Consider the following 25,680-nt stretch of genomic DNA (forward strand, 5'->3'; position numbering starts at 1 on the left):
AGTGGATTCATCTGGCGGGCAGGGGAACAGACAGCTCGTTGCCGGTGACGCCGGGCGGCGGACCCGACCCGTTGTCGCGGCCCGCGGGCCGTGGCGCATTGGCCGAGCCACGGATCTGGAGTTCGGGTTGGCTGGTGACGCAGTAGTTGTAGAGCCGCGTGCGGCCGTCGGAAACCTCGACGGGGGAGACCGGGATCGACTCGTATTCACAGGTCGGGCGCGGCCACGCCTCCGCCAGCGTGTGGAAAGCGTTGTCGTGGGCCGGGATACCGACGGCGATGACACCGGTGCGCAAGGCGGGGAACAGCGCCGTCATCGCGGGCGTGCGCAGGCGCGCGGCCTTGGTGATCGCGACGAAGTTGGTCACCAGGTTCGTCAGCGGATCGGTGGTGTCGGCGAGCACACCGCCCAGCGAGGCGAGCCGCCCCGGCCCGAGGTCGAGTAGCTCGCGGACCTCCTGATCGGCGGCGCTCATCTGGTCGAACAGCGTGCCCGAACCGCGCACGAGGGTGGCGAGGTCGGGTTGCGCGTGGCTGGTCGTCTCCGCGATGACCTGGAGATTCCGGATCAGCTCGGTGGTCTGCGGCAGCAACCCGGTGAGCCCGGCCATCGCCTGACTGAGTCCGCTGATGACGGTGCGCAGCACATCCGGCCCACCGCCGAGCGCGCGATCGAGCTCGTCGACGATCACGGTGAGCCGCTCCGGATTCATCCCGGCGACCAGCGCCCCGGTGTTCGACAGGAACGAGTCGATGGTGACCGGGGTGCTCACCTGATCCGCCGACACGACGGCACCGTCGGCGAGATAGGGACCGTCGCCGGTACTCGGCCGGAAGTCGAGATACTGCTCGCCCGCCGCCGACAACCGGCCCACCGCCACGGGTGAGCCGACGGGAATGCGTGCGGCACTGTCGATGTCGGCGTCGGCGCGAATCCCGGTGCCGTCGATTCCGATCGCGCGCACAGACCCTACCTTCACGCCGCGAACGGTGACGGTGCTGTGCGGCAGCAGGCCACCGGAGCGGTCCAGGTGCACCCGCACAGTGTAGGTCGTGCGCAGCGGCCGCACCCCGACCACATCGACGGCGATGTACCCGGAGCCGACGACGAGCAGCCCGACCATCCCGAGCATGGCGAACACCGTCCGCCTCCCGTGGGCCCAACGAGCCAGGCGGACAACGAGTCCGGCACCTCGATCGATCATCGGTGTCCTCCCTGCAACCGGCCGAGCACCCGCGCCAGCACCTGGGACAGGCTGCCGATGAACGCGGTCACATCGGTGCCGTCGGGCAATCTGCTGCCCGACGGATCGGTCAGCGCGCCGACGTCCAGATACGACACGGTCGCGGCGACAGCCAGACTCGACCCCTGGGTGCTGGCCTGCACCGCGGGGGCGAGCGCGTTGAACTGGTCGAGGGTGCCCGCGAGATCGTCGCCCATCCGGGTGAATCCCTCCATCAGCCGCTGGACGCTGTCGAACAGGCTGAGGAATTCGGGTCCGGTGGTGGTCGTGAAGTCGCCGAGTGCGGCGGTCACGGTGGATACCTTCGTCGTGAGATCGGCGATGGCCCTGTTGTTCTCGGCGATCACCGCGATCAGATCGGGGAACGTGTCGGCGGCCTGCCCGAGTTCGGTCTTGCGGGTCCGCAGGGTCGAGGTGAGGCCGTCGAGACCGTGCAGGACCGAATCTATCTGGCCTGTCCGCTGATTCAGCGCACCGAGGACGGCGGTGAGTTCGGTGAGCAGATGCGACAGTTGCGGTCCGCGGCCGCCGACGATCGAGTTCAGCTCCGAGGTGATGCGCGCGACCTGGTTCATCGCCCCACCGTCGAGCAGCATCGACATCGCCATCATCAGCTCCTCCACCGAGGCGCCCGCGGAGGTGTGCTCGCGGTCGATGACGTCACCGTCGCCGAGCAGCGGCGCACCGGGCCGGTGTTCGGGCAGGGTGACGGCGACGTGGATGTCACCCAGTGGCGTCGACTGCCGCAGTTCGGCCCGGGTGCCGCGGGGCAGCGCGATGTCGCGACGCACCTCGAGCTCGACATCGGCCAGGAAGTTCGTGGTGTCGATCCCGGTCACGACGCCGATGTCGATGCCGCCGATCTTCACCCGCGCCCGTTCCGGGAGATTGAGCGCGTTGTCGAACACCGCGTGCAGCCGATAGGACGGGCCGTCCACGCCCGGCCTGGGCAAGGGAACGGTGTCGACGGTGCACGAAGCGAGACTCAACGTGGCCAGAACCGTGACGGCGACCCGGGCGGTGCGGCCGTTCATTCGGTGAGTCCCAGCAGCGCGGCGGTCAGACCGAAGTCCGGGCCGAAGTCCATCAGCTTGCCGGTGCGGCAGCCGTCGGCGCGCAGGGCGAGCCGCTCGCACAAGGTCGACAGGATCTCGTTGTCCAGCACCGATTTATCGGTGAGCAAGTGCAACCGCATCGCCTGATGTTCGGTGCTGACCGACCGGCTGAGGTTTTCGAACAGCAGCGGCGCCACGTCGACGATCTCGGTGAGCCCCCGGGCATTGTCGCGCATCTGCGCGGTGATGCCGACGAGACGGTTCACCGCGTCGGTCAGCGGCACGCGGTTCTCGGTGAGGACGGTCGAGGTGTTGGCGATGAAGTCGTTGACCTGGGCGAGCACCGCCGCCAACCCGGGCGCCTGCTCGGCGAGCAGGGTCACCAGTTCGGTGAGGCGGGCGCTGAAGTCGCGCACCGTCTGATCGTTGCCGGCCACCACCGCGGTGAGTTCGTTCAATTCGACGATGGTGCTGGAGATCTGGTCACGGTTGGCCAGCGTCACCTCGAAGGCGCCTGCCAGTGCGTCGAGGGTCTCGCGAATGCGGTCGCCGTTGCCGTCGAGCATCGGGAACAGGACACGGCTGGCCATCGGGCCGTCAGTGTTGTCGCCCTTCAACGATGCGCCGAGCTGCTCGAAGTTGCGCAGGATGCGGTCGAGTTCGACGGGAGTTCTGGTGCGCGCCAGGGGGATATGGGTGCCATCGGTCAGTGTCGGACCCTCACCGGTGTAGGCGGGAGTGAGTTCCACGTGCCGATTGGTGATGAGCTGCGGGGAGACCAGCGCTGCCATCGCATCGGCAGGCAGCTCGGTGCCCTCCTCGATGGTCATCCGCACCTCGACGAAGGCTCCCCGCTGTTCGATCGCGTCGACCCGGCCCACCGGAACGCCGAGCACCGAGACCTCGTTGCCGACGAAAAGACCGGCGGCACTGTCGAAATCGGCGCTGATCTGCATCGTGTCCGGCCGCAGCGACATCGGGATCGACGAGCATCCGGCACCGGCCGCGGTCAGTGCCACCAGAACGGCGGCTCGAATTGCTCTGCGCATCATCGGCACCCCTCGACAACCTGGGCCAGGCACAGCCAGTTGTCCGGGAACAACCACGGCATATAGACCTCTCCATACGGACCTTGGCCGAAGCCGTTGTTGAACTGGCGCATCGTCACCGGCATCATCTGATACAGCGCGTCGAGGTTGGCGCGGTTCTTCTCCAAGCCCTGTGACATGGTGTTCAGGCTGTGGATGAGCGGACCGAGCCTGCCGCCGTTGTCGACGCCCATGTCCTGCAGGATCTTCGACGCGGCGGCGACATTGTCGAGCAGTTCGCGAATCAGGTCCCGGCGGCGGGTCACCGCGTCACCGATCGCCTGCCCCCTGGTCAGCAGCAGGAGCACGCTGTTCTGGTTGTCGGCGATCAGCCCCGACACCTGGTCCATGCTGGTGAGCAACTGGTCGACCTCGTCACGGCGCGTGGCCACGACCTTCGCCAGCGCACCGACGCTGTCGAGCGCCTGCGCGGTGAGATGCGGTGAGTCGCCCATCTGCTTGCTGACCGCATCCAGGCTGTCGCGCAACGCGTTCGGGTCCAGCCGCTCGAGATGTTCGAAGGAGTTGCGGTACTTCGGATCGTTCACGACCTTCGCCAGGTTGTAGGGAACGGTTGTGGCCGACAACGGAATCCGGTGGCCGTCGAGGTCGGTGCCCTGGCCGGGATCGAGCTCGATGTGCATCTTGCCGAGAATCGTCGACATCTTGATGGCGGCCTCGGCGTCGCGACCCAACTCCACCTCCGAGCGCAGACTCATCGCCACCACCACGCGATCACGCTCCAGCCGAACCGATTTCACGGTGCCCACCTCGATACCCGCGATGTCGACACTGTTGCCCGTCCGCAGGCCGGCGGCCTGGGCGAACTCGGCGTGCACCGTCGCCTTGCCGAGTTCGGCGCGGGCGAGCACGCCGGAGCCGAGGACCAGCGCCACCACGGCGGCGCCCGCCGCCATGCCGAGCCACAGGTTCCGGCTGCGGGTCGACGCGCGCACCGCGGCTGTCACGCGCGCGAACAGGGACGCGATCATCTGCACACCTCCGTGTGGGAATTGCCGCCGACCTGCGAGAACAGGCCGCGCGGGAACAGCACGCCCCACAGCGACAGGTCCAGACTGCAGATGTGGGCATTGATGTAGGTTCCGTTGCCCGCGATCCGGGCCAGCCCGGCCAGCACCAGCGGCAGCTCGATCGCCGAACGGTCCAGGCGCTCGCCGTTGGACAGCAGCAGCTCGACACCGGTGCTCGCCTGCTGCTGGGCCAGCGCCATGCCGGGTGCGACCCGGCCGATCAGGTCGGTCAGCGCGGTCGTGGACTCTGCGATGCCGGTGACCGCTTCGCTGAGCACCGCGCCCTGCTCGTACAAGCCCGTCACCAGCGCACGCGACTGGGTGATGAGGGTCTCCAGCTCGCCGCTACGGTGGGCCAGACTGGCGATGACGTCGCTCAGATTGCTGATCACCGCGCCGAGAATCTGATCGCGTTCCCCGAAGGTGGCGGCCAGCGCCGCGGCCTGGGTGATCAAGGCCGACAGCGAGACCCCGTCGCCCTGCAAAGCCTGGACGAGGGTCTCCGACAGCGAGTTCACCTCGTCGGGCTGCAACAGGCTGAACAGCGGCTCGAAACCGGAGAGCATGGTCGAGACGTCGAACGAGGATTCGGTGCGCTCCAAGGGAATCGATCCGCCGGCAGGGAGCGGTTCACCCGCCGATTCGCCCACCGCCAGCGCGACATAGCGCTGACCGATCAGATTCTGATAGCGGATGAGCGCCTTCGTGGTGGTGCTCAGGTGCTGGCGGGACTGCACGGACAGGGTCACCCTGGCATGCCTGCGATCGACCAGGTCGATCGCGTCGACCCGGCCGACCCGCACTCCGGCGATCCGCACGTCGTCGCCTTCGCGCAGGCCGAGCACCTCGGTGAAGGTGGCGCTGTAGCGGTGGGTGTCACCGGGAACGGAGCGCTGCAGGGTCGACCAGATCGTGTAGGTCGCGACGAGTGAGAGCGCGACGAATACGGCGAGCCCGAGATAGGTGGTGCGCGAACGCATGTCAGTGTCCTCCCGGGGTATCGAGGGTGACGGTCGCACCGGTCAGCACGGTGCCGAGCAGCAGCAGCTCGGTGAGGTTCGGCCTGCCGCCGACGATCGCCGCGACGGCATCCGGGCCGGTCAGGGCGATCGGCATGGTGGTGCTCGCCGGTGCGGTGATGCCGGGGATGACCAGTCCGGGGATGGTGGGAAGTGACAGCCCCGGCAAGGTGGGCAGTGTCAGCGTCGGCAGCCCCGGCATCGGGGCGGGGCCCGCTGTGGCTAGCCAGCCCGGCAACAACTGGGTCGGATAGGTCTGTGGCGCAGCCACTTCGGGCACCGAGGGCCCACCGCAGCGAGGTCCGCTCTGCTCGCCGTAGCGGGGGCAATCGGCTGCGCTGTACTGGCGGAACGGGGTGAACGACACCGTGATGTCCCAGCGCATCTGCTTGCTCGGTCCCCAATTGAACACGGTGGCAAGGCGGTTCAATGAGGCGCCGAGTCCGGTGACGGTGTCGGTGAGAGCCGAGGGATCCGCCGCCAGCGCACCGAACGTCTCGTCCAGACCGACCACGAGTTCCTTACCCGCGTCGGGATTCCGGGCGAACAGGTCCTGGGTCGCGTCGGTGGCGATGCCCGCGGCGGTGAGCAGCTCGACGACCTGTGCGCGGCGCTCGGTGATCGTGCGGGCCGTCTGCACCGAGCGGCCGAGGGCGTCGACCAGTTCGGGCGCCGACTGGTTCACCGCGGACGCCGCCGCGCCGAGATCGCCGAGCAGTGTGCCGATCCCGGGCAGCGCACGGACCTCGGTGATCCACTGGTCCAGCCGCTCGATGGTCGAACCGGGCAGGCGGGTGTCGCCGTCGAGCGCGTCGGCGAGGGTGGCCAGCACCCGCGCCAGCTTGGCGGGCTGGATGCGGTCGAGGACGTCACGCAGGGTGGTCAGGGTGGTTTGCAGGGCGACGGTGGCGCTGCTGGTGTCCTGTTCGACGACCGCTCCCGCGCCCAGGGTCGAGGCGGCGGCGCCGTTGTCGACCAGTTCGATCGCGGTGACGCCGAAGATGTTGGCAGGCACGACCCGGGCGGTGACCGTGACCGGAATCGACGCGGCCGCAGCCGGTTCCAGCCGCAGACCGACCCGCTGCCGTAGACCCTTGTCCGCGATCTCCACTTCGGACACCGCGCCGACGAGCATTCCGCGGAAGCGCACGTCCGCGCGGGCGGGCAGGCCGTCGCCGGTGCTGGTCATCATGGCCGTCACCGCGACGGAGTCCTCGAAATGGCCGCCGTAGCGCAGCCCGAGCAAGGCCACCACGGTCGACACACTCGCCGTCATCGCCACCCCGGCCAGGCCGAGACGCCTGCGCGACCAGCCGCGCCCACTGGGATCCGGATACACGCCGACCACCTATCCCGAGATCCGGATACCCGGGTCGACGCCCCAGATAGCCATGGTGAGAAGCAGATTGAGGAAGACGACCACGATGATCGTCATCTTGATGGCCCGGCCCGCCGCGACGCCGACACCCTCGGGACCACCGGCGGCGATATAGCCGTAGTGGCATTGGATGAACGTCGCGACGAGCACGAACGCGACCGCCTTGAGCACCGAGTACACGATGTCGCCCGGGTCGAGGAACTGGTGGAAGTAATGGTCGTAGGTGCCTATCCCGCTGCCGCCGAGGAAGAACACGGTCACCTTGGTGGAGAGATAGGCGATCGCCATGCCGATGCTGTAGAGCGGCAGGATCGCTACCGTCGCGGCCAGCATGCGCGTGGTGATCAGGTAGGGGAGCGGGCGGATGGCCATCGACTCCAGCGCGTCGATCTCCTCCGCGATCCGCATCGAACCGATCTGCGCGGTGAACCGGCACCCGGCCTGGGCCGCGAAGGCGATCGTCGCCAGCAGCGGGGCGAGCTCACGGGTGGTGGCGAAACCGGAGATGGCGCCGGTGAGCGGGCTCATGGTCAGCAGATCCAGCGCTGTATGCGATTCCATCCCGACAGTGACCCCGCCGAAGCCGCACAGGATGAGTACCACGCCCACCGTCCCGCCGCCCACCACCAGAGCGCCGTTGCCCCAGGTGACGTCGACGATCAGCCGCACGACCTCTTTGCGGTAGTGCCGCAGGACGAACGGGATCGCGAGCAGCGCGTCGATGAACACCATGCCCTGGTGTCCCAGACGGACATTGGCATCGGCGAGCGGCTGGGCCGCCTGCCGCAGCGCACGCCATGGCCGCAGGGCGGGTGGCAGGTAGCTCGCCATCTAGAGCACCTTCGACGGAAACACGGTGTTGTAGATCTGCGTCAGCGCGATATTGGCCGCGAACAGCACGATCGCCGAACTGACCACCGCCGAGTTGACCGCGTTCGCGACGCCGCCGGGGCCGCCCTTGGTGTGCAGTCCCGCATCGCAGGCGATGATCGCGGTGAGCGCGCCGAACACCGCCGCTTTCACGATCGCGACCAGCAGGTCGCTCGCGACGGCGAACGAGGCGAACGTGCTGATGTAGGAACCCGGTGTGCCGTCCTGGATGAAGACGTTGAACACGTATCCCGTGGCGAAACCGATGAAGACGACGAACCCGCACAGCAGCATGCTCACCGACACCGCGGCCAGCAGGCGCGGCGCGACCAGCCTGCGCACCGGGTCGACGCCCATCACCCGCATGGCGTCGATCTCCTCACGGATGGTGCGGGAGCCGAGATCCGCGCAGATCGAGGAGCCGACCGCGCCGGCGATCATCAGCGAGGTCACCAGCGGCGCGCCCTGCCGGATGATGCCGAGGCCGTTGACCGCGCCGATGAAGGTGGTCGCGCCGACCTGGCCGACCAGCGAACCGATCTGGATCGACACGACCACCGCGACCGGGATGGCGACCAACAGCGTCGGCGTGGCTGAGACACCCGCCATGAACGAGCATTGACGCAGGAATTCCCGCAGCGGAAACCGGCGATGGACCAGCGCGAGGACCAGCTCGGCGGTAGCGCGCCAGCCCATCCTGACCTGCCTGCCCGCTGTCTCGATCGACTGCTGCGGATGGGCACGCCACCAGTGGGTGCCGAATTCGACGACGAGCTCGCGATCCGTTGGTGTACTGGCTGTTTCAACTGTCGCGACGATGACGATCACCCCGGTTCCGGTGCGGCCGCCGTCCTGCGCGACCAGAGCTGACTGAAGCGCTACGCGACCGTAGCTATCAATTTCTACGGTGGTGTAGCCAACAGTCTGAGACAGTAACAATAGCCCGTTCGGCTGTCTCCGAATTGGGGCATGATCGCTGCGTGAGTGTGCAGCGGAAGTCGACCGGGGTGTGGCAGGTGTCGGGTGCCGGACGACCCCGGGGGCGCAATGCGCCCCGGCTGCCACCCGCGCAGCGCCGGGAGCAGCTTCTCGATGCCGCCTTGCGCGTCGTCGCCCGCGACGGGCTGGCCCGGTTGACGATGCAGGCGGTCGCGCAGGAGGCGGGTGTCGCCAAGCCGGTGCTGTACGCGCTGTTCCCGGCGGCGCCGGAATTGGTCGCGGCGCTGCTGCGGCGCGAACACGCGGCCGGGATGGCGCAGGTGTTCGCGGCGATGCCCGCGGATCTGCGTGGCACCGATCCCGACGAGGAGTTCGTCGCGGCGCTGATGGCGTTCCTCGACTCGGTGGCCGCCGACCCGTCGCGCTGGCGGTTGATCCTGCTGCCCAGTGACGGTGCGCCCGTGGGCTATCGGGAACTTCTCGGCGCGGCCAGGGACGAGATGCTGTGCCGCGGTATCGAATTGCTCGGTCAGGGGCTGCGATTACGGGGCGGCGTCGCCGAGGTGGACGTGGAACTGATCGGTCACACGCTGTTCGGCTTCGCCGAGACACTGGGCAGGATGGTGCTGTCCGACGCGCAACGGTTTCCGCCGGCGCGGTTGCGTCCGGTGGTGCATTCCCTGTTGCGGACCGTGCCGAGGGCGCCGCGCGACGACGCCGGGTGAGATGGCCGAATTCAGTTCGGCGACAACCGCCGCCAGGTCCAGTCGACGCGGATGTCGAGCGGCGAGTCGGGGGTCACCATCCTGGGGTCGGTGTTCACGCCGTCGGGCGGGCCGGATTGGGCCTCCACCGACAGTGATTCCTCCGGCAGCGTCCAGACGACCACGTCGGGAACCCGGCTGCTGATCGTGAGTTCGAGGAAGCCGGGCCAGGTCAGTCGAACGAGGACGCCGTCGGGCATGCCGAAACAGTCGTCCCACGGTGGCGGGGTCGGCGCGATGTGGCGGCCGGTGGGCAGGAAGTCCGCGCCGCGCTCGTACTGCCAGGCGGGCCGGAAGTCGACTGCGAGTGGTCCGGTGGCAGGCGGCAGCTCGCGCAGGAACCACGGATGCCAACCGCCCTGCGCGGGGAAGGGGTCGTGGTCGGTGGCGATGCGCAGCGACAGGGTGAGACCGGTGTCGGTGAGGGCGAACCTCTGGGTGACGGTGCCCGCGAACGGCCACGGGTCGGTCAGCCGGTGCCGCAGTGTCGCCTCGGTCGCCGACGCGGAGACGACCTCCCACGCGCCGTCGCGGGCGGTGCCATGGATGCTGTGTGGCGGATTGTTGATCGGCATCCGGTAGGTCTGGTCACCGACGGTGAAGGTGCCGTAGCCGAGCCTGCCCGCCCACGGAGCCATGACGAAACAGCCTGTCCCCGGGTCCTGCCGCAGCAGCTCGGTGCCGTCGACGGTGAGGCTGTGCAGTGCGCCGCCGTCTCCCGGCGCGATGACGAGTCGTGCTTTGCCTGCGTCGAGCTGCACGTCGTCGTCGGCGGTCATGCGGGGAGACTAGCGGCGCGCTCCGGTCGGTGGCGGGAGCCCACGCCGGATCAGGCGAACGGGTACTGACCGCCGCCCGCGCCGCCGCCCGGATTGTTCGGAGTCGCGACGTCGATGATGTCCTGCACCAGTTCGACGACGGCCCGGCCGACATCGAGCACGCCGTTGCCGAGGGTGGAGAATTCCTGCGCGATGTAGTGGAGCATCTTGTTCGTCCTCACGTTTGGCGAGCCGAATAGTGCTCTCCCAGAGTGCCACACGTGGACGCGAAGGTGTCGGGTGTCGGGCGATCCGCGGTGGCGCCGAAGTGTCCTCCCACCGGGCTACGCGCAGTTCGGGCCGCATATTCCCGGTGTGCCACAAACTTTCGATCCGGACCGCTTCGAGCCGATACCCGACCCCAGAAGCTCCGATGAGGTGTGGCCGGAGCGGACGGCACCGTGCGTGACAGCGTGCTGTTCTCGATCACCAGCGAGGACTGGCCCCGGGTGCGGTCGTCGCTCGACAGCCGCCTTCGCTCGATCCGGTGATCAGGAGGCGAGGAAGTTCAGGATCGCCAGAGCCAGGGGTGCGGAGAGGTCGAAGAGGACCCGCCCGATGGCCAGGCCGACGGTGGCGCCGGATTCGTAGTGGTCGGACAGAAATTGCAGGATCGCGTCCTCCATGATGTGCTCCCTGTGCTGGTACGGACTCGGCTGGTCAGGCGAAGTAGCCCTGGAGGATCGGCGTGCCGAGGTCGATGACCAGCTTGGCGACCGTCAACCCGAAATTGCCGAGTCCGATGACGACGGCCCCGATCAGGTCGTAGTTCGCCTCGGCGAAATCACGTAGCTGCTGCATGTTCACTCCTCGACCCCGACCGATGGCTGGTTGTGTGACCAGCGTCTCACAGAAGGTGCTTGCTGCCAAGTTGCTGTTGCAATGTATCCGCAGGTGGCAGGCGATTTCAGTGGGATGCCCGGCATGAATCGATGCGGCACTCACCCCCGGGTATGAATGAGATTGCATCATCGTGCATAATCATTTGCAGCAGCGGCGCGAGCCGACCGGCGGCCGGAGCATTCATACTGCTCGAGGCAGCCCGTGCAGATGACGTACACACTTCGAGGAGCACAACAGACATGTCCGATCGCGTCGTACTCGCCTACTCCGGTGGGCTTGACACCTCCGTCGCCATCAGCTGGATCGCGAAGGAGACCGGTTCCGAGGTGGTGGCCGTTGCCATCGACCTGGGCCAGGGTGGCGAGGACATGAACGTGGTGCGCCAGCGCGCGCTGGACTGCGGCGCCGTGGAGGCCATCGTGGTCGACGCGCGCGACGAGTTTGCCGACCAGTACTGCCTGCCCACCATCCAGGCCAACGCCATGTACATGGGCCAGTACCCACTGGTCTCGGCCATCAGCCGCCCGCTGATCGTCAAGCACCTGGTCGAGGCCGCCAAGTTCCATAACGCCACCACCGTCTCGCACGGCTGCACCGGCAAGGGCAACGACCAGGTCCGCTTCGAGGTCGGCATCGGCGCCCTGGCGCCGGACCTGGAGGTCATCGCCCCGGTCCGCGACTACGCCTGGACCCGGGAGAAGGCCATCGCCTTCGCCGAGCAGAACAACCTGCCGATCAACGTCACCAAGAAGTCGCCGTTCTCGATCGACCAGAACGTGTGGGGCCGCGCCGTCGAGACCGGCTTCCTCGAGGACCTGTGGAACGCGCCGACCAAGGACGTCTACGACTACACCGCCGACCCGACGGTGAACTTCGAGGCGCCCGACGAGGTCATCATCACCTTCGACAAGGGTGTGCCGGTCGCCATCGACGGTCGCCAGGTCACCGTGCTGCAAGCCATCGAGGAGATGAACACCCGCGCCGGTCGCCAGGGCGTCGGCCGCCTCGACATGGTCGAGGACCGGCTCGTCGGCATCAAGAGCCGCGAGATCTACGAGGCGCCGGGCGCCATCGCGCTGATCACCGCGCACCAGGCCCTGGAGAACGTCACCATCGAGCGCGAGCTGGGCCGCTACAAGCGCCAGGTCGAGCAGCGCTGGGGCGAGCTGGCCTACGACGGCCTGTGGTTCTCCCCGCTCAAGCGCGCCCTCGACGCGTTCGTGCAGGACACCCAGCAGCACGTCACCGGCGACATCCGGATGGTGCTGCACGGTGGTTCCGCCGTGGTCAACGGCCGCCGCTCCGAGCAGTCGCTCTACGACTTCAACCTGGCCACCTACGACGAGGGCGACACCTTCGACCAGTCGCTGGCCAAGGGCTTCGTGCAGATCCACGGCCTGTCCTCGAAGGTCGCCGCCCGCCGCGACCTCAACCAGAAGTAGGAAGTAAGTAGGCTCCCCCGCCTCCCCGCGACTTTTGCCGGTCGTGGGGAGGCTGCCGCTATTCCTATCGGGCTCACCCGAAGCGCCTGTTCTTGGCGTACCCGGTGAGTTACCCATGTTCTCGCTAGATCAGGCGGCAACCGTAGGCTCGATGCGGTTGCCCGTCTGTGCGCGGCAGCCGTTCTGCGCCGTAACCGCCGACACCCAGGAGAGGGCACACGATGACCCATAGTGGAACCAACGAAGGTGCGCTCTGGGGTGGGCGATTCGCGTCCGGCCCCGCCGAGGCGATGGCGGCGCTGAGCAAATCGACCCATTTCGACTGGGCGCTGGCTCCCTATGACATCCGCGCGTCCAAGGCGCATGCTCGCGTGCTGCACAAGGCGGGGCTGCTCTCCGACGAGGACCTGACCGGCATGCTCGCCGGGCTGGAAGCGCTCGCCGCCGACGTCGCCTCGGGCGCCTACGGTCCCGCCGACTCCGACGAGGACGTGCACGGTGCGCTCGAGCGCGGGCTGATCGAGCGGGTCGGCACCGAACTCGGTGGCCGGCTGCGGGCGGGCCGTTCGCGCAACGACCAGGTCGCCACCCTGTTCCGCATGTGGCTGCGTGACGGTGTGCGCCGGGTCGCCGCCGGTGTGCTCGATGTGGTCGATGCGCTCGTCGGCCAGGCCGCCGCGCACCCGGACGCGGTAATGCCGGGCAAGACCCACCTGCAGGCCGCGCAGCCCGTGTTGCTCGCGCACCATCTGCTCGCCCACGCGCATCCGCTGCTGCGTGATCTGGAACGCCTGCGCGACTTCGACAAGCGCGCTGCCATCTCGCCGTACGGTTCGGGCGCGCTGGCCGGTTCGTCGCTGGGACTGGATCCCGAGCAGATCGCCGCCGATCTCGATTTCACCGCGTCCGCGGCCAATTCGATCGACGCGACCTCCTCGCGGGACTTCGCCGCCGAGGCCGCGTTCGTGCTCGCCATGATCGGCGTCGACCTGAGCCGGATGGCCGAAGAGGTCATCATCTGGAGCACACCGGAATTCGGTTACGTCACCCTGGCCGACGCGTGGTCGACCGGGTCGTCGATCATGCCGCAGAAGAAGAACCCCGACGTCTCCGAGCTGACGCGCGGCAAGGCGGGCCGCCTGATCGGCAACCTGACCGGTCTGCTGGCGACGTTGAAGGCGCAGCCGCTGGCCTACAACCGGGACCTGCAGGAGGACAAGGAACCCCTGTTCGACTCGGTCGCCCAGCTCGAACTGCTGCTGCCCGCCATCGCGGGCTTGGTCGGCACCCTCACCTTCCACACCGACCGGATGGCCGAACTCGCCCCCGCCGGCTTCACCCTCGCCACCGACATCGCGGAATGGATGGTGCGCCAAGGTGTTCCGTTCCGCGTCGCCCACGAGGCCGCCGGTGCGTGTGTGCGGGTCGCCGAGGCGCGCGGTGTCGGTCTCGACGAACTGACCGACGAGGAGTTCGCCGCCGTCGACCCGTCCCTGACCGCCGGTGTGCGCGAAGTGCTCACGGTCCAGGGCTCCATCGCCTCGCGCAATGCGCGTGGCGGCACCGCAGGCGTCCGTGTCGCCGAGCAGCTCGACGAGGTCCGCAGGACCGCCGACGACGCTCGCGCCTGGTTGCGCTGAGGTCGTACCCGTAGCCCGGTAGCGCGCGTTCTGGGCGGCCGTCCGGATAGTCTGCGGCCATGACCCTGCTCTTCCTGGCACTGGCCATCGCCACCGAGGTGACTGCGACGGTGTCGCTGAAACTGTCGGAAGGCTTCACGAAACCGGCGCCGTCGATCGTCGTGGTGATCGGCTACGGTGCCGCGTTCTTCTTCCTGTCCCAGGCGTTGAGGCGGGGGATGGCGATCGGAGTCGCCTACGGCATCTGGTCGGCGGTGGGTGTGGCCGCGATCGCGGCGATCGGTGTGCTGTTCCTCGGGGAGCGGCTCACCCTGATCCAGGTCGGCGGTATCGGGCTGGTGATCCTCGGGGTGCTGGCGCTGGAACTCGGTGGGGCGCACTGATTCTGGAGCCGCACGCTCCCTCGGGACGCCGGTGCCTCGAGGCACTGAGGCTAAAGCTCCGCGTGGACTCGGAAACCGGCGTCGCGCAGCGCGTCCAGCACGTCGTCGCGGTGGGCCGGGCCCCGGGTTTCGACGGTGAGCGAGACCTCGACCTCGTCGACGGCCAGCCACATGCCGGTGCGGGAATGGACGATGTCGACCACGCTCGCGCCCGCGCGGCCGACGACGCCGAGCAGTGCGGACAGCGCACCGGGGCGGTCGGCGATGGTGACGCGCATGGCCAGGTAGCGGCCCGCCGCGCTGAGACCGTGGCCGATCACCCGCGTGAGCAGCAGCGGGTCGATGTTTCCGCCGGACAGGATGGTCACGACCGGGCCGGGCAGGTCGCGCAGGTCGGTGGACAGGAGCGCGGCGACACCCGCCGCACCCGCGGGTTCGACGATGAGTTTGGCCCGTTCCAGACACAGCAGCAGCGCCTTCGACAAGGAGTCCTCGTCGACCGTGACGATCTCGGACACCAACTCGGCGACGTGGGCGAACGGCACCGCACCCGGCTGCCCCACCGCGATGCCATCGGCCATGGTCGACATCCGCGGCACCCGAATCGGCTTGCCCGCCGCGAGCGAATCCGGCCACGCCGCCGCCTCGGCCGCCTGCACACCGATCACCCGAACCCGCGGTGCCACGGCGTGCAATGCCACCGCGACACCCGCGAGCAGTCCACCACCACCGGTCGGCACGACGACCGTGCCCACATCGGGAACCTGCTCGAGGATTTCCAGGGCGACGGTCGCCTGTCCGGCGACGATGTCGGGATGATCGAACGGATGGATCAGCGTCGCGCCCGTCCGCTCGGCGAATTCCTGTGCGGCGAGCAGGGATTCGTCGATGGAGTCACCCGCCAGATGTACCTCTGCCCCGTAGGCACGCGTGGCGACCAGCTTCGGCAGCGACGCTCCGACCGGCATGAACACCGTCGAGGTGATCCCGAGCTCCGCCGCCGACCACGCAACGCCCTGCGCGTGATTGCCCGCGCTCGCCGCCACCACGCCGCGCGCCCGCTCGGCCGCGGGCATGTTCGCGATCCGGTTGTACGCGCCGCGCGGCTTGAACGACCCGGTGCGCTGCAGGTTCTCGCACTTGAGCAGCACCTGCGCACCGACCCGCTCCGACAACACCCGCGACCCCACGGTCGGCGTACGCCGAATCACCGGCGCCAGCAGCCGCGCAGCCGCCTCGATCCGCTCGAGCCCGACGATCTCCATACGCCACATCGTGCCAGGGGGCAGGCGAAACGACCCACGATGCGAGACACCATCGGGTCTCAGCGGAGCCTGTCGGCTTTCGCGATGTTGTGGGCGGTGGTGCCGAGGCGGGTGAGGCGGGCGTCGCCGAGTGGGGTGAGTTTGCCGCCGAGGCGGTTGGTGACGAAGGCGAGGGACAGGCCGGTCTCGGGGTCGGCGAAGGCGCCGGAACCCCCGAGGCCGAAGTGGCCGAACGCCGAAATCGGGTCGGACTTGGACGGTTTCATCGGGACACCGTGGAAACCGAGCGCCCACGGGATGCGGAAGGCCAGCACGTAGTCCGGGGTGAAGACCTGGCGGGTGGCGACGCGGCGGATCGAGCCGGGGTCGAGGATACGGGTTCCTTCGAGTTCGCCGCCGTTGGCGAGTGCGCCGTACACGCGGGCCAGCGCGCGGGCCGAGAACACGCCGTTCACGCCCGGCATCACCGAATCGTGCACGCGCGGGTCGACGATGAGGTCGGCGAAACCGCGGGGAGTCGTTTCCGCGGCGGCGGCGTACCTGGTGCGGGTGAGCAGGTCCGAACCCCGGTCCCACTCCATGCCCGCCGCCCGCAGACGCGGGAAGGTGGTGGCGATGCGATGCCGTTCCTCCTTCGGCACCCGGAACCAGAGTTCTTCGGCGCCAAGGGGTTCGGCGAGCTCGGTCCGGACGACGTCGACGAACTCGCGGCCGGTCACCCGCCGCACCAGCTCGGCGGCCAGGTGCCCGTAGCTGATGCCGTGGTAGCCGCTGGTGATCCGGTGCCGAGGGTCGGGGGTGGCCGCGCCCAGCGCCGCCGTGACGGCCTCGTCGTCGAGGAAACGGTCGACGGGCCCGGGCAGCAGGCCGCGCAGCCGGTGCAGACCGGCGCGATGGGTGAGCACGTCGCGCACCGTGATGTGCGACTTGCCCGCTGCGGCGAATTCGGGCCAGTATTCGGCCACCGCGGTGTCGTAGTCGAGCTGCCCGCGCTCGGCGAGCTGATGGATCACCGTGGAGGCCACGCCTTTTCCGGTGGAGAAGGCCAGCGCCACCGTGTCCGCGGCCCAGGGTACGCCGGGGCTCGCGTAGCCCGCCCACACATCGACCACCGGCTCACCGTGCAGGTACACGCACAGGGCGCCACCGCCGTGCGACGGCCTGCGGAAGAGGCGGTCGAACATCGCGACCAAGCTGACGAAACGGCGATCCACCGACTGCGTTGTCGAAACTCCCATCGTTCGAGCATGCCACTTCGCCCATGGGACCGGTCGGTACGGTGATCGTTTCGCCGGGGGAGGGGAGCGGCCGCGACGCCGCCGTTCGTGGGCGGCGGGGAAGGTCAGGTCAGGCGCGGACGGATTCGCCGGTGAGCGCGTTCAGCACGCCGTCGAGGTCGTCGACGTCGACGACCAGGCGGGTGAAATCAGGCCCGTCGAGGTCGATCCGCACGGCACTGCCACCGAAGGTGGTGTCCCAGAACTCTTTCCGGCCCTTGCCCCGGTAGACGCCGGCGGCGATCACGCCGGGGATGAAGGTGCCGGGCGCGCGCACCCACGGCGGGCGCAGATCCACCTCGGCGGGGGTGATGCCGGTGATGGCGGCGCGGTCGATCACGACCTGCTGGCGCAGCGCGAGCAGGCGATGACCACCGAGCACATGGACCGTCACGGTGTCGTCGTTGATCTCGACCTCGACCATCGCTACCTCACTCACCCTCTGCGGAAATCGTTCCCTGTCCAGGGTGCGCGCGCGGCCTGGTCGGCGACTGTGGCGAGCCTGTGATTTCACCAAGAAACCTGAACATTGAAAGATATAGATATGCGCATTAAACCTGTTGCGCCTCCTGAGGTGGGTAGGAAACGTACTGGTCGAAAAGCGGCAAGGAGGGAGGGGTTACGCCCGGTGCGCGGTGTGCGCGCGGTCGGCGATCTCGAGAACCTCGGCCAGCCACGGCGTGTACCTGCCGGGATGGTCGGCCAACTCGGCCCGCAGGGTCTGCGGGGAGATCCACGCCCAGGCACCGACCTCGGCCGGATCGGGCCGCGGTGTCACATCGCCCACCACACCGATCAGGACATGGTCGTATTCGTGCTCGACCCGGCCCGTCGTCTCGTCGCCCGCGCGGTAGCGGAAGGTCCCGACCTCGGTGAGCTCGGCCGCGAGACCGAACTCCTCGCGCAGCCGGATCGCCGCCGCCTCGAGCACCGGCTGACCGGGCGCGGGATGCCCGCAGCAGGTGTTGGCCCACTGCAGCGGGAAGCGGGTCTTCACCGCGGCGCGCTGCTGGACCAGCACGTGCCCGTGCCGGTCGAACAGCAGCACCGAGAAGGCGCGGTGGAGCGTGCCAGGTGGCCGATGGGCATCGGCCACCGAGCACGCTCCGATCGCAACACCGGTGTCGTCGACCAGCTCGACGGGCATGGCTTCGCGGTCGGTCGACGGGTCGGCGAGCTGTTCGGTCACCTGGCTACCTTATCGGCGACGATCATCAGGTACTGGAAGCTCCCCTCGCGGTAGGCGGTGAGGAACGGCTGCTCGACGCCGGTGGCGAGCTCGGAATGGGTGCGCAGCTCCCAGTATGGGATGGTGTCGGGGGTGAGGTCGACGACGGTGGTGGGGATCAGGCCGTTGTCGGAGAGTGCGCGGAAGTACTCGCTGCGCGGGTGGATCATGCAGCCGTAGTGGGCGTCGATCCAGCTGACCGAGGCCGACCGGCCGCCGGTGACGTCGTTGGAGCAGCCGGTGATGCACACATACCGCCCGCCGGGTTCCAAGATCCGGGAGAATTCGTCGAACAGGTCGAACAGATCGACGTACATGGTGGTCTCGTTGGTCCAAATCGCGCGCACCGACTCGTCGGCGAAGCCGGTGTCGAGCATGTTGCGGAAGTGGAACCGGACCTGGTCGGTGACACCGCGGGTCTCGGCCTGGTCGTTGGCGAAGCCGACCTGGTACTCGGAGATGGAGACACCGTCGACCTTGCAGCCGAATCGTTCCGCGGCCATGAAGCTGGTGCCGCCACGTCCCGAACCGCCGTCGACGAGGCGGTCCTCGGGCTGGATGGGGCCGAGATTGTCGAGCAGGTAGTCGGCCTGCGCGGTCTCGAGCCGGTGCAGTTCGCGCACGATGCGGTCCTGCCTGGTCTGCTCGGGGCCCTCGATGACCGACCAGTCGGGCGCGCCGATGCCGTAGTGGTGGTGGTAGAGACCGTCGACCTCGCCCAGTTTGGTGTTGACCCGATCGTCGTTGGGATTGTTGTTCCAGTACGCCGCGACGGAACGCTGGTAGGTGGTGCGCAGGACGGTGCGGTCGGTACGGGGGTTCGCGATGGTCATCGGTCGTCCTCTCCTGGTGCGATGTCGTGGTAGCGGCGGCTGTCGGCGTGCCAGGCGCGATTGCCGCCCATCCAGGCCCACAGGCCGGCCAGGAAGCGGCGCAGCTGGGGTGAGCCCGCGGCGGCGAGCGGGGCCGCTTCCCGTTCGAAGCGGTGCATCAGCTCGTCGTGGATCTGCGCGGTCCGCAGGACCGCGTCGGCGCGGCTGCAGCCCTCCTCGGCGGCGAGCACGGTCGGCAGGTTGAATTCCCTGCCACCCGAAAGGTCCTCGCGCGCCATCGAATACAGGTCGTTCACCATCTGCGCGGCCAGTGCGGCGGTGGTGACGACCCGCCGGACGGCCGGATCGGTGTACTCGGGAGCGCCGAGTTCGTAGCCGCCGACGGCGTCGATCGGCGCCATGCACGGCAGGAAGCTGTGCGGCTGGCGATTGGTCAGGTACTCCCAGACCGGTGGCATCCGATCTGCCGCGCGCCAGCCTGCCTCGGCGCCGAGTGCGATGAACCAGCCCGCGATCTCGGTGCGCAGCCTGGCCAGCTGCGCCGGGCTCGCGTACCCCGCCAGGTGCGCGAACGACGTGCGGAACGCGCGCAGGATCGGGTCGGCCTGCATGGCCTGTTCGAGCCGGGGTGCGTAGCGCGCGGGCAGATGGGCGGGATCCATGGCGGCGGCGGCGAGTTCGAGCCGTGGCCCGAGTTCGGCGGCGGCGCTGGACGGGGTTCCGTCGGGTGCGGTGTCGCCAGGGGCGTCCTCCTCGCAGTAATAGTCGTCGACCGACCATTCGGCCACCGCGGCGCGGGCGGCGCCGAGGAGCAGGTCGGGGTCGTCGCAATCGGGATGGGCGAGCATGATCAGCCGACCGAAATCGGCCTTGCCCAGCTCGTCGAGACGGCCCTCGTAGAGGCCGATTTCGGCCGCCCAGGCGAGCAGGCCGACGTTCACGGCCTCGGCCAGCGCGGGATCGTCGCGTTCGGGTGGTGGACAGTAGAGCGGCGGAATCGCTTGCCGTGCACCGGCTTGCGGTGCGGGAGGCGCGGCCCGCCAGAGCGAGGTCGTGCCGATCCCGGTGGGCCCGAGCAGGTACCGTGGTTCGGGGGCGGATAACTTCGGCGGCGAAACCCGGTGGGGGAGTGTGGCTGCCGCCGTGCCGAGCCGGGGGAACAGATCGGCAGGCGCCGTCGCGTCGTGCAGCAGGGCCGCCACCGTGGCGGCGAGCTCGGTGCCCGCGTGCGGGGCCGCTGCCCTGGTGAGGATCGACACGGCCCGCGCCGATCAGTCGGCCCGGCGCGCGACGAGCACGTCGTCGAGTACGCCGAGCGCGTCGGGGACCAGGACGGCGGCCGAGTAGTAGCAGCTCACCAGGTACGACATGATCGACTGATCGTCGATCTGCTTGAACCGGACGTTCAGACTCGGCTCGTACTCGTCGGGAATGCCGGTCTGATGCAATCCGACGACACCCTGATCCTTCTCGCCGATGCGCATGGCCATGATCGAGGTGGTCTGGGTGCCGTTCACCGGGATCTTGCCGCACGGCAGGATCGGCACCCCGCGCCAGCCGGGGACCCGGGAGCCCTGGAACTCCACCGGATCGGGATACAGTCCGCGGCGCGAACATTCGCGGCCGAACGCGGCGATCGCCTTGGGATGGGCGAGGAAGAACTTGGTGCCGCGGCGCATGCTCAGCAGCTCGTCCATGTCGTCGGGGGTCGGCGGGCCCGATTCGGTGGTGATGCGCTGCTTGAGATCGCAGTTGTGCAGCAGGCCGAACTCGGGATTGTTCACCAGATCGTGCTCGCGCCGCTCGTAGAGCGCTTCGACGGTCAGGCGCAGCTGCTGGTCGACCTGGTTCATGGGGTCGTTGAACAGATCGGCGACGCGGGTGTGAATCCGCAGCACGCTCTGGGCCAGGCTGAGTTCGTATTGGCGGGGGCTGGCGTCGTAGTCGACGAAGGTGCCCTCGAGCAACGGTTCACCGGAATGGCCGGAGGAGATCTCGATATCGGCCTCGCCCTTGGAATTCTGTGTCCGACGTGGCGTCTCGGCGGCCTCGGTGCGGATCCGGGCCAAGGCGGGATTCATGTCGAGGAATTGTTCGAATGCTTGTCTGGGCAGGCAGAGAATGGTCGTCTTGGTCACCGTCTTCACGGTGTCCGGCCAGATCGCCGACGGGTCGGTGAGCATATCCTCGCCGTAATAGTCGCCGCCGGAGAGCATGCCCAGTTTCGTCGCCTCGCCGTATTCGCCGGAACCCAGTCGGGCGAGTTTTCCGTGGACGACCAGAATGACCTGATCCATCGGATTACCGAACTCGGCGACGACGGTGCCGGGATCGAGATCGTATTGCACGAAATTGTCGGCGAGCGGGCGCAGCAACTGGTCGTCCTCGACGGTGCGCAGGGCGGGCAGTTCGCGCAATTCCTGCGGGATCACCCTGGCGCGCGAGCCGTCGACGACGAACTCGACCTCGCCGTTGCCGACGGTGTGGGTGAGCCGGCGGTTGACGCGGTAGATACCACCCGCGACCTGCACCCAAGGCAGTGCGCGCGACAGCCAGCGGGAGCTGATCCCCTGCATCTGCGGCTCGGATTTGGTGGTGTGCGCCAGCTGTTGCGCCGCGGTGGTGCTGAGACTCTTACGGACGGAATTGTCTGTGGGCAGCGGCATTTCGATGGTCATGGAGTTCCTCACCTCGGGGCGGATATCGGCACGGCCGATCGACCTGTGCGGCGCGACGATGCGCGACAGGCCGGGGGGTGGGCAACGATGCAAAATCGAATGGTCCTGCGCGGAAGAAACCGGGCGTGTGAAACGGTCTTACACGAAATTTGGTGCGTGCCAGTGCGTTCCGGACAACGACGATGGTAGGGCCTCGAGGAGGCCGTGTGCAGGCTTATCGGGAAAACATGGCTGTGACCGGGAGATCCGTTGCGCGGGAGGCGATTGCGTGGCGACGGATGTCCTGGGATGAATCACCGATAGGCGCCGGAACCGGCGGGGCTACCGATCTGGCTGGACTTCCTCCTCATCACCGGCGCCGCCGTCGGTCTGGCGGTGACCGCGATTCTGCTCAGCAGGCAGACCGTCCAGCGGGCCTTCGGCCCCGAGCCCGGCTGGAACGAGACCGTCACGACGGTGCTCACCGTCGGCGGCGTGTTCTACGGTCTGCTGCTCGGGCTGATCGCGGCGGCCACCTACGAGTCCTACGACGCGGCGCAGAGTCGCGTGGCCGACGAGGCCGCGGCGGTCGGCACCCTCTACCACGAGGTGAGCGCCTGTCCCGAGCCGTACCGGGACTGCTGCGCGACGACGATCGTGCACGCCGCCACGATCGACCAGTTCGCCCGATTCGACGCGAAGCGTCTACACCACCGTGCTGGGCCGCTGAACAGCGGGTGTGACCCGAATCGCCGGAACATGCGGCCTGTCACAGGCGACACATAATGGAGGTCCGGTGTGGTTAGCTCATATGAGCACATCGGGGTGTGTGAGGTGTGTCACTTTCAGCAGGGTAGGCCAGGTGGGAACGGTGGATATCAGTCCAAAAGGTGTGGTCGGTTCTATGCAGCGGTTGCTGGCTACCGCGCAGAACGGGCTGGAGGTGATCCGCTTCGGCGGATTGGCGCACGATGTCGAGTCCTCGCCCTTCGAGGTCGTCGAGCGCAGACGCATGTATCGGTTGCGTCATTACTTCCCCGACGATACTTCGGCGGGCCGTCCGGTGGCGCTGTTGGTGCCGCCGTTGATGGTGAACGCCGACATCTGGGACGTCAACGCGGCGGGCGGCGCCGTCGGGATCCTGCACGCGAGCGGAATCGACTGCTGGGTCATCGATTTCGGTTCACCCGCGACCGAGGAGGGCGGCTGGGAACGTGACCTGGCCGACCACGTGCTTGCGGTGAACTCGGCCATCGACACCGTCTGCGAGGCCACCGGCGCGCAGGTGCACCTGATGGGGTACTCGCAGGGCGGTATGTTCGCCTACCAGGCCACCGCCTACCGCTACGGCAAGGGCGTCGCCTCCATCGTCACCTTCGGCAGTCCGGTCGACATCGTCGCGGGCATGCCGTTCGGGCTGCCCTACGGTGTGGTGTCCGAGGTGGCGGACTTCCTGGCAGACCACGTGATGCACCGGCTGCCGATCACCGAATCGATGGTGCGCATCGGCTTCCAGATGCTCGACCCGGTCAAGACCGCCAAGTCGCGGATCGACTTCCTGCTGCAGCTGCACGACCGGGAAGCGTTGCTGCCCAAGGAACGTCAGCGCCGCTTCCTCAACAGCGATGGCTGGGTGGGCTATTCGGGTCCGGCGGTCGCCGATCTGCTCAAGCAGTTCGTCGCGCACAACCGGATGATGCTGGGCGGCTTCGTGATCCGCGATCACCCGATCTCGCTCGCCGAGCTGAAATGCCCGATCCTGGCGTTCGTCGGTGAGGTCGACGACATCGGCCAGCCCGCCGCGGTGCGCGGGATCGTGCGGGCGGCGCCCAACGCCGAGGTATACGAAGCCAGTTTGGTGGCAGGGCATTTCGGGCTCGTCGCCGGTTCGATCGCGACCAACCACACCTGGCCGATGGTGCGCGAGTGGATCGGGTGGATGGAAGGCAACGGCACTCTGCCCGAGCAGATCGTCCCGATGCAGGAGCACGTGGCGAGCAACGCGCCACGCACCGCGGCGACCCGGGTGGTGCACACCGCGGCCACCCTGGCCGAGGCGGGCGCGGGCGTCGGCAAGGCGCTGGAAGGCATCGCCAGCAGCACGATTCGCGGTTCTGTCGAGATGGCGGGTGAGGCGGCGCGCGCCCTGCCGCGGCTGACCCGGCTCGGCATGATCCAGCCGCACACCCGGATCTCGCTCGGCAAGCTGCTCAGCGAGCACGCCAAGCGCGCGCCGCAGAAGGATCTGTTCCTCTTCGACGACCGGGTGCACACCAATGCCGCGGTCGAGGTCCGCATCGACAATGTCGTGCGCGGGCTGATCTCCGTCGGCATCCGGCCGGCCAACCGGGTCGGCGTCGTCATGGAGACCAGGCCCAGTGCGCTGGCCGTGGTCGCCGCGCTCTCGCGCCTCGGTGCCGTCGCGGTGCTGCTCGCGCCTGGCGCCGAACTCGACCGGGCCATGGAGCTGACCGGCGTGCAGACGCTGATCACCGACCCGGAGAACCTGCGCACCGCCGCCGCGACCGGCGCGCGCGTGCTGGTGCTCGGTGGCGGCGACACCAGGCAGCTGGCGGTGCCGACCGGCGATAGGGTGATCGACCTCGAACAGATCGATCCGTCGCGGGTGCGGGTGCCCGCCTGGTTCCGGCCGAACCCCGGCCTGGCTCGTGAGCTCGCGTTCATCCTCGTCATCGGCACCGGTGACCGGCTCGAGGCCAAGTACATCACCAACCATCGGTGGGCGTTGTCGGCGTTCGGCACCGCGAGCGCGGCCGACCTCGACCGCCGCGACACCGTGTACTGCCTTGCGCCGCTGCATCATTCGTCGGGACTGCTGGTGAGTCTGGGTGGGGCGATCGCCGGTGGCAGCCGGATCGCGCTGGCCAGGCCGATGGACATGGAGCCGGGTCGTTTCGCCGCGGAAGTGCACCGCTACGGCGTCACCGTTGTCACCTACACCTGGACAATGCTGCGTGATCTGCTCGACGCGCAGGTCTTCCCGGCCGGCCACAACCATCCGATCCGGCTGTTCATCGGCTCCGGCATGCCCGCCGGGCTGTGGCGGCGCACCCTCGAGCAGTTCGCGCCGGCCAGGGTGCTCGAGTTCTACGCCTCGATCGACGGCGACGTGGTGCTGGCCAATGTGCCCGGCACCAAGATCGGCTCCAAGGGCAGGCCGGTGCCGGGCACCGCACATGTCGAGCTGGTCGCCTACGACCCGGTCACCGAGCAGATCCGGGTCGGCGACGACGGCTTCGCGCGGCGCTGCGCCGACAACGAGCCGGGGCTGCTGCTCGGCAAGTCGGTCGACGGCGGTGACCTGTCCGACGGCGGGCTGCGCGGCGTCTTCCGGGCCGGCGACGCCTGGTGGCCGACGGAGAACCTGTTCCGGCGCGACAGCGACGGCGACTACTGGCTGGTCGACCGCCGCGACACGGTGATCCGCACCGCCCGCGGTCCGGTGTTCACCCAGCCGATCGTGGACGTGCTCAACGACATCACCTCCGTCGACATGGAGGTCGCGTACGGGCTGAAGACCCCGTCGGGCACCCTGGCCGCCGCCGCGCTGAGCGTGCGCAAGGGCTTCAAGATCGAACCGGGTGATGTCACCGAGGCGATGCGGGCACTGGCACTCGAGCAGCGGCCCGATCTGGTCTACGTCGTCGACGAGATCCCGCGCAGCACCAGCTTCCGGCCCTCCGCCACGGCGGTTCAGGCTGCCGGTCTGCCCAAGGCTGGTCCGAACACCTGGATCTACAACCGGGAGACCGACGCCTACGAGGTGCTCACCGACGCCGCGGCCGCGTTGTTGTTCGGCGGTCACTGACGGGCGAGTGGGGTGGGCCGCGGTCGGCAGCCGCGACCAGCTCACCCCCCCACCTGGGTGAACGCGCGCTTCGGGCGC

General features: G+C 68.5%; 25 protein-coding genes. 6 read left to right on the forward strand and 19 right to left on the reverse strand.

Going from position 1 to position 25,680, the window contains the following annotated elements; translation table 11 throughout:
• Positions 1–7: 7 nt before the first annotated feature.
• From IEY60_RS31140 to IEY60_RS31175, 8 genes are read right to left on the reverse strand one after another with little or no spacing between them, the layout of a single operon-like run.
• Entirely contained in the window at positions 8–1,204 is a 1,197-nt protein-coding gene (locus tag IEY60_RS31140; RefSeq protein WP_189034083.1) for an MCE family protein, read from the reverse strand.
• A complete protein-coding gene (locus IEY60_RS31145; protein WP_189034084.1) occupies positions 1,201–2,277 on the reverse strand; it encodes an MCE family protein in 1,077 nt (358 codons plus the stop codon). Before IEY60_RS31145 ends, IEY60_RS31140 begins: the two co-directional genes overlap by 4 nt.
• Positions 2,274–3,350, reverse strand: a complete 1,077-nt coding sequence (locus tag IEY60_RS31150) for an MCE family protein (RefSeq protein WP_189034085.1) — start codon at positions 3,348–3,350, stop codon at positions 2,274–2,276. Before IEY60_RS31150 ends, IEY60_RS31145 begins: the two co-directional genes overlap by 4 nt.
• A complete protein-coding gene (locus IEY60_RS31155; RefSeq protein ID WP_189034086.1) occupies positions 3,347–4,378 on the reverse strand; it encodes an MCE family protein in 1,032 nt (343 codons plus the stop codon). Before IEY60_RS31155 ends, IEY60_RS31150 begins: the two co-directional genes overlap by 4 nt.
• A complete protein-coding gene (locus tag IEY60_RS31160) occupies positions 4,375–5,397 on the reverse strand; it encodes an MlaD family protein (RefSeq protein ID WP_189034087.1) in 1,023 nt (340 codons plus the stop codon). The genes IEY60_RS31155 and IEY60_RS31160 overlap by 4 nt, the downstream gene beginning before the upstream one ends.
• Before the next feature lies 1 nt (position 5,398).
• The gene (locus IEY60_RS31165) at positions 5,399–6,775 is read right to left on the reverse strand and encodes an MlaD family protein (protein WP_189034088.1); all 1,377 of its coding nucleotides are present in this window, start codon (positions 6,773–6,775) and stop codon (positions 5,399–5,401) included.
• Positions 6,776–6,784: 9 nt separating this feature from the next.
• Positions 6,785–7,645, reverse strand: a complete 861-nt coding sequence (locus tag IEY60_RS31170) for an ABC transporter permease (RefSeq protein WP_189034089.1) — start codon at positions 7,643–7,645, stop codon at positions 6,785–6,787.
• Positions 7,646–8,407 (reverse strand): MlaE family ABC transporter permease, encoded by a 762-nt coding sequence (locus tag IEY60_RS31175; protein WP_373291792.1) that lies wholly within the window; start codon positions 8,405–8,407, stop codon positions 7,646–7,648.
• 257 nt (positions 8,408–8,664) lie between these two features.
• On the opposite strand from IEY60_RS31175, the gene IEY60_RS31180 reads away from it, so the two are divergent.
• On the forward strand, positions 8,665–9,348 hold the full coding sequence (locus IEY60_RS31180; RefSeq protein ID WP_229740285.1) for a TetR/AcrR family transcriptional regulator: 684 nt from the start codon (positions 8,665–8,667) through the stop codon (positions 9,346–9,348).
• Positions 9,349–9,359: 11 nt separating this feature from the next.
• Here IEY60_RS31180 and IEY60_RS31185 read toward each other — a convergent pair whose 3' ends face one another.
• The 4 genes from IEY60_RS31185 to IEY60_RS31195 all read right to left on the reverse strand — a co-directional run bounded on the left by IEY60_RS31185 (position 9,360) and on the right by IEY60_RS31195 (position 11,006).
• Positions 9,360–10,166 carry an aldose epimerase family protein gene (locus tag IEY60_RS31185; RefSeq protein WP_189034090.1) on the reverse strand — a complete coding sequence of 269 codons (807 nt, stop codon included), beginning with the start codon at positions 10,164–10,166 and terminating at the stop codon, positions 9,360–9,362.
• Positions 10,167–10,216: 50 nt separating this feature from the next.
• The gene (locus IEY60_RS31190; RefSeq protein WP_189034091.1) at positions 10,217–10,372 is read right to left on the reverse strand and encodes a hypothetical protein; all 156 of its coding nucleotides are present in this window, start codon (positions 10,370–10,372) and stop codon (positions 10,217–10,219) included.
• A gap of 324 nt (positions 10,373–10,696) precedes the next feature.
• Complete coding sequence (locus tag IEY60_RS36300) at positions 10,697–10,831, reverse strand: hypothetical protein (protein WP_268241499.1); 135 nt, start codon at positions 10,829–10,831, stop codon at positions 10,697–10,699.
• 34 nt (positions 10,832–10,865) lie between these two features.
• A complete protein-coding gene (locus tag IEY60_RS31195; protein ID WP_189034092.1) occupies positions 10,866–11,006 on the reverse strand; it encodes a hypothetical protein in 141 nt (46 codons plus the stop codon).
• A gap of 281 nt (positions 11,007–11,287) precedes the next feature.
• On the opposite strand from IEY60_RS31195, the gene IEY60_RS31200 reads away from it, so the two are divergent.
• The 3 genes from IEY60_RS31200 (at position 11,288) to IEY60_RS31210 (ending at position 14,513) form a co-directional block, all read left to right on the forward strand.
• The gene (locus tag IEY60_RS31200; protein ID WP_189034093.1) at positions 11,288–12,490 is read left to right on the forward strand and encodes an argininosuccinate synthase; all 1,203 of its coding nucleotides are present in this window, start codon (positions 11,288–11,290) and stop codon (positions 12,488–12,490) included.
• Between the two features lie 221 nt (positions 12,491–12,711).
• Complete coding sequence (gene argH / locus IEY60_RS31205; RefSeq protein ID WP_189034094.1) at positions 12,712–14,130, forward strand: argininosuccinate lyase; 1,419 nt, start codon at positions 12,712–12,714, stop codon at positions 14,128–14,130.
• A 59-nt stretch (positions 14,131–14,189) separates the two neighbouring features.
• Positions 14,190–14,513, forward strand: coding sequence for a DMT family transporter (locus IEY60_RS31210; protein ID WP_189034095.1), 324 nt, complete (start codon positions 14,190–14,192; stop codon positions 14,511–14,513).
• Positions 14,514–14,563: 50 nt separating this feature from the next.
• Here IEY60_RS31210 and ilvA read toward each other — a convergent pair whose 3' ends face one another.
• From ilvA to IEY60_RS31245, 7 genes are all read right to left on the reverse strand, one after another.
• Positions 14,564–15,787: a threonine ammonia-lyase gene (gene ilvA, locus IEY60_RS31215; protein WP_189034096.1), complete on the reverse strand. Its 1,224-nt coding sequence runs from the start codon at positions 15,785–15,787 to the stop codon at positions 14,564–14,566.
• A gap of 50 nt (positions 15,788–15,837) precedes the next feature.
• On the reverse strand, positions 15,838–17,016 hold the full coding sequence (locus IEY60_RS31220; RefSeq protein WP_189034097.1) for a serine hydrolase domain-containing protein: 1,179 nt from the start codon (positions 17,014–17,016) through the stop codon (positions 15,838–15,840).
• Between the two features lie 109 nt (positions 17,017–17,125).
• Positions 17,126–17,494, reverse strand: coding sequence for a hypothetical protein (locus tag IEY60_RS31225; protein ID WP_229740286.1), 369 nt, complete (start codon positions 17,492–17,494; stop codon positions 17,126–17,128).
• 180 nt (positions 17,495–17,674) lie between these two features.
• Entirely contained in the window at positions 17,675–18,244 is a 570-nt protein-coding gene (gene idi / locus IEY60_RS31230; protein ID WP_229740287.1) for an isopentenyl-diphosphate Delta-isomerase, read from the reverse strand.
• Entirely contained in the window at positions 18,241–19,116 is an 876-nt protein-coding gene (locus IEY60_RS31235; RefSeq protein ID WP_189034098.1) for a geranyl diphosphate 2-C-methyltransferase, read from the reverse strand. The genes idi and IEY60_RS31235 overlap by 4 nt, the downstream gene beginning before the upstream one ends.
• Positions 19,113–20,375, reverse strand: coding sequence for a family 2 encapsulin nanocompartment cargo protein terpene cyclase (locus tag IEY60_RS31240; RefSeq protein WP_189034099.1), 1,263 nt, complete (start codon positions 20,373–20,375; stop codon positions 19,113–19,115). Before IEY60_RS31240 ends, IEY60_RS31235 begins: the two co-directional genes overlap by 4 nt.
• Before the next feature lie 12 nt (positions 20,376–20,387).
• The gene (locus IEY60_RS31245) at positions 20,388–21,794 is read right to left on the reverse strand and encodes a family 2B encapsulin nanocompartment shell protein (RefSeq protein WP_189034100.1); all 1,407 of its coding nucleotides are present in this window, start codon (positions 21,792–21,794) and stop codon (positions 20,388–20,390) included.
• Positions 21,795–22,163: 369 nt separating this feature from the next.
• Between IEY60_RS31245 and IEY60_RS31250 the strand changes: the two genes are divergently transcribed.
• Together IEY60_RS31250 and IEY60_RS31255 are read left to right on the forward strand one after the other, a co-directional pair.
• Positions 22,164–22,559, forward strand: a complete 396-nt coding sequence (locus IEY60_RS31250) for a bestrophin-like domain (RefSeq protein WP_444543809.1) — start codon at positions 22,164–22,166, stop codon at positions 22,557–22,559.
• A 25-nt stretch (positions 22,560–22,584) separates the two neighbouring features.
• Entirely contained in the window at positions 22,585–25,602 is a 3,018-nt protein-coding gene (locus tag IEY60_RS31255; protein ID WP_189034102.1) for an acyl-CoA synthetase, read from the forward strand.
• Positions 25,603–25,680 lie beyond the last annotated feature (78 nt).

This window comes from Nocardia rhizosphaerihabitans (assembly GCF_014646295.1).
Lineage (GTDB): Bacteria > Actinomycetota > Actinomycetes > Mycobacteriales > Mycobacteriaceae > Nocardia > Nocardia rhizosphaerihabitans.

Excerpts from the sequence above, each read along its gene's own strand:
- IEY60_RS31200 (WP_189034093.1), top strand. The coding sequence starts at position 11,288 with ATGTCCGATCGCGTCGTACTCGCCTACTCCGGTGGGCTTGACACCTCC.
- IEY60_RS31185 (WP_189034090.1), bottom strand. The coding sequence starts at position 10,166 with ATGACCGCCGACGACGACGTGCAGCTCGACGCAGGCAAAGCACGACTC.
- IEY60_RS31190 (WP_189034091.1), bottom strand. The coding sequence starts at position 10,372 with ATGCTCCACTACATCGCGCAGGAATTCTCCACCCTCGGCAACGGCGTG.
- IEY60_RS31160 (WP_189034087.1), bottom strand. The coding sequence starts at position 5,397 with ATGCGTTCGCGCACCACCTATCTCGGGCTCGCCGTATTCGTCGCGCTC.
- IEY60_RS31170 (WP_189034089.1), bottom strand. The coding sequence starts at position 7,645 with ATGGCGAGCTACCTGCCACCCGCCCTGCGGCCATGGCGTGCGCTGCGG.
- ilvA (WP_189034096.1), bottom strand. The coding sequence starts at position 15,787 with ATGTGGCGTATGGAGATCGTCGGGCTCGAGCGGATCGAGGCGGCTGCG.
- IEY60_RS31155 (WP_189034086.1), bottom strand. The coding sequence starts at position 4,378 with ATGATCGCGTCCCTGTTCGCGCGCGTGACAGCCGCGGTGCGCGCGTCG.
- IEY60_RS31150 (WP_189034085.1), bottom strand. The coding sequence starts at position 3,350 with ATGATGCGCAGAGCAATTCGAGCCGCCGTTCTGGTGGCACTGACCGCG.
- IEY60_RS31140 (WP_189034083.1), bottom strand. The coding sequence starts at position 1,204 with ATGATCGATCGAGGTGCCGGACTCGTTGTCCGCCTGGCTCGTTGGGCC.
- IEY60_RS31145 (WP_189034084.1), bottom strand. The coding sequence starts at position 2,277 with ATGAACGGCCGCACCGCCCGGGTCGCCGTCACGGTTCTGGCCACGTTG.
- argH (WP_189034094.1), top strand. The coding sequence starts at position 12,712 with ATGACCCATAGTGGAACCAACGAAGGTGCGCTCTGGGGTGGGCGATTC.
- IEY60_RS36300 (WP_268241499.1), bottom strand. The coding sequence starts at position 10,831 with ATGGAGGACGCGATCCTGCAATTTCTGTCCGACCACTACGAATCCGGC.
- IEY60_RS31195 (WP_189034092.1), bottom strand. The coding sequence starts at position 11,006 with ATGCAGCAGCTACGTGATTTCGCCGAGGCGAACTACGACCTGATCGGG.
- IEY60_RS31245 (WP_189034100.1), bottom strand. The coding sequence starts at position 21,794 with ATGACCATCGAAATGCCGCTGCCCACAGACAATTCCGTCCGTAAGAGT.
- IEY60_RS31220 (WP_189034097.1), bottom strand. The coding sequence starts at position 17,016 with ATGGGAGTTTCGACAACGCAGTCGGTGGATCGCCGTTTCGTCAGCTTG.
- IEY60_RS31210 (WP_189034095.1), top strand. The coding sequence starts at position 14,190 with ATGACCCTGCTCTTCCTGGCACTGGCCATCGCCACCGAGGTGACTGCG.
- IEY60_RS31255 (WP_189034102.1), top strand. The coding sequence starts at position 22,585 with ATGAGCACATCGGGGTGTGTGAGGTGTGTCACTTTCAGCAGGGTAGGC.
- IEY60_RS31235 (WP_189034098.1), bottom strand. The coding sequence starts at position 19,116 with ATGACCATCGCGAACCCCCGTACCGACCGCACCGTCCTGCGCACCACC.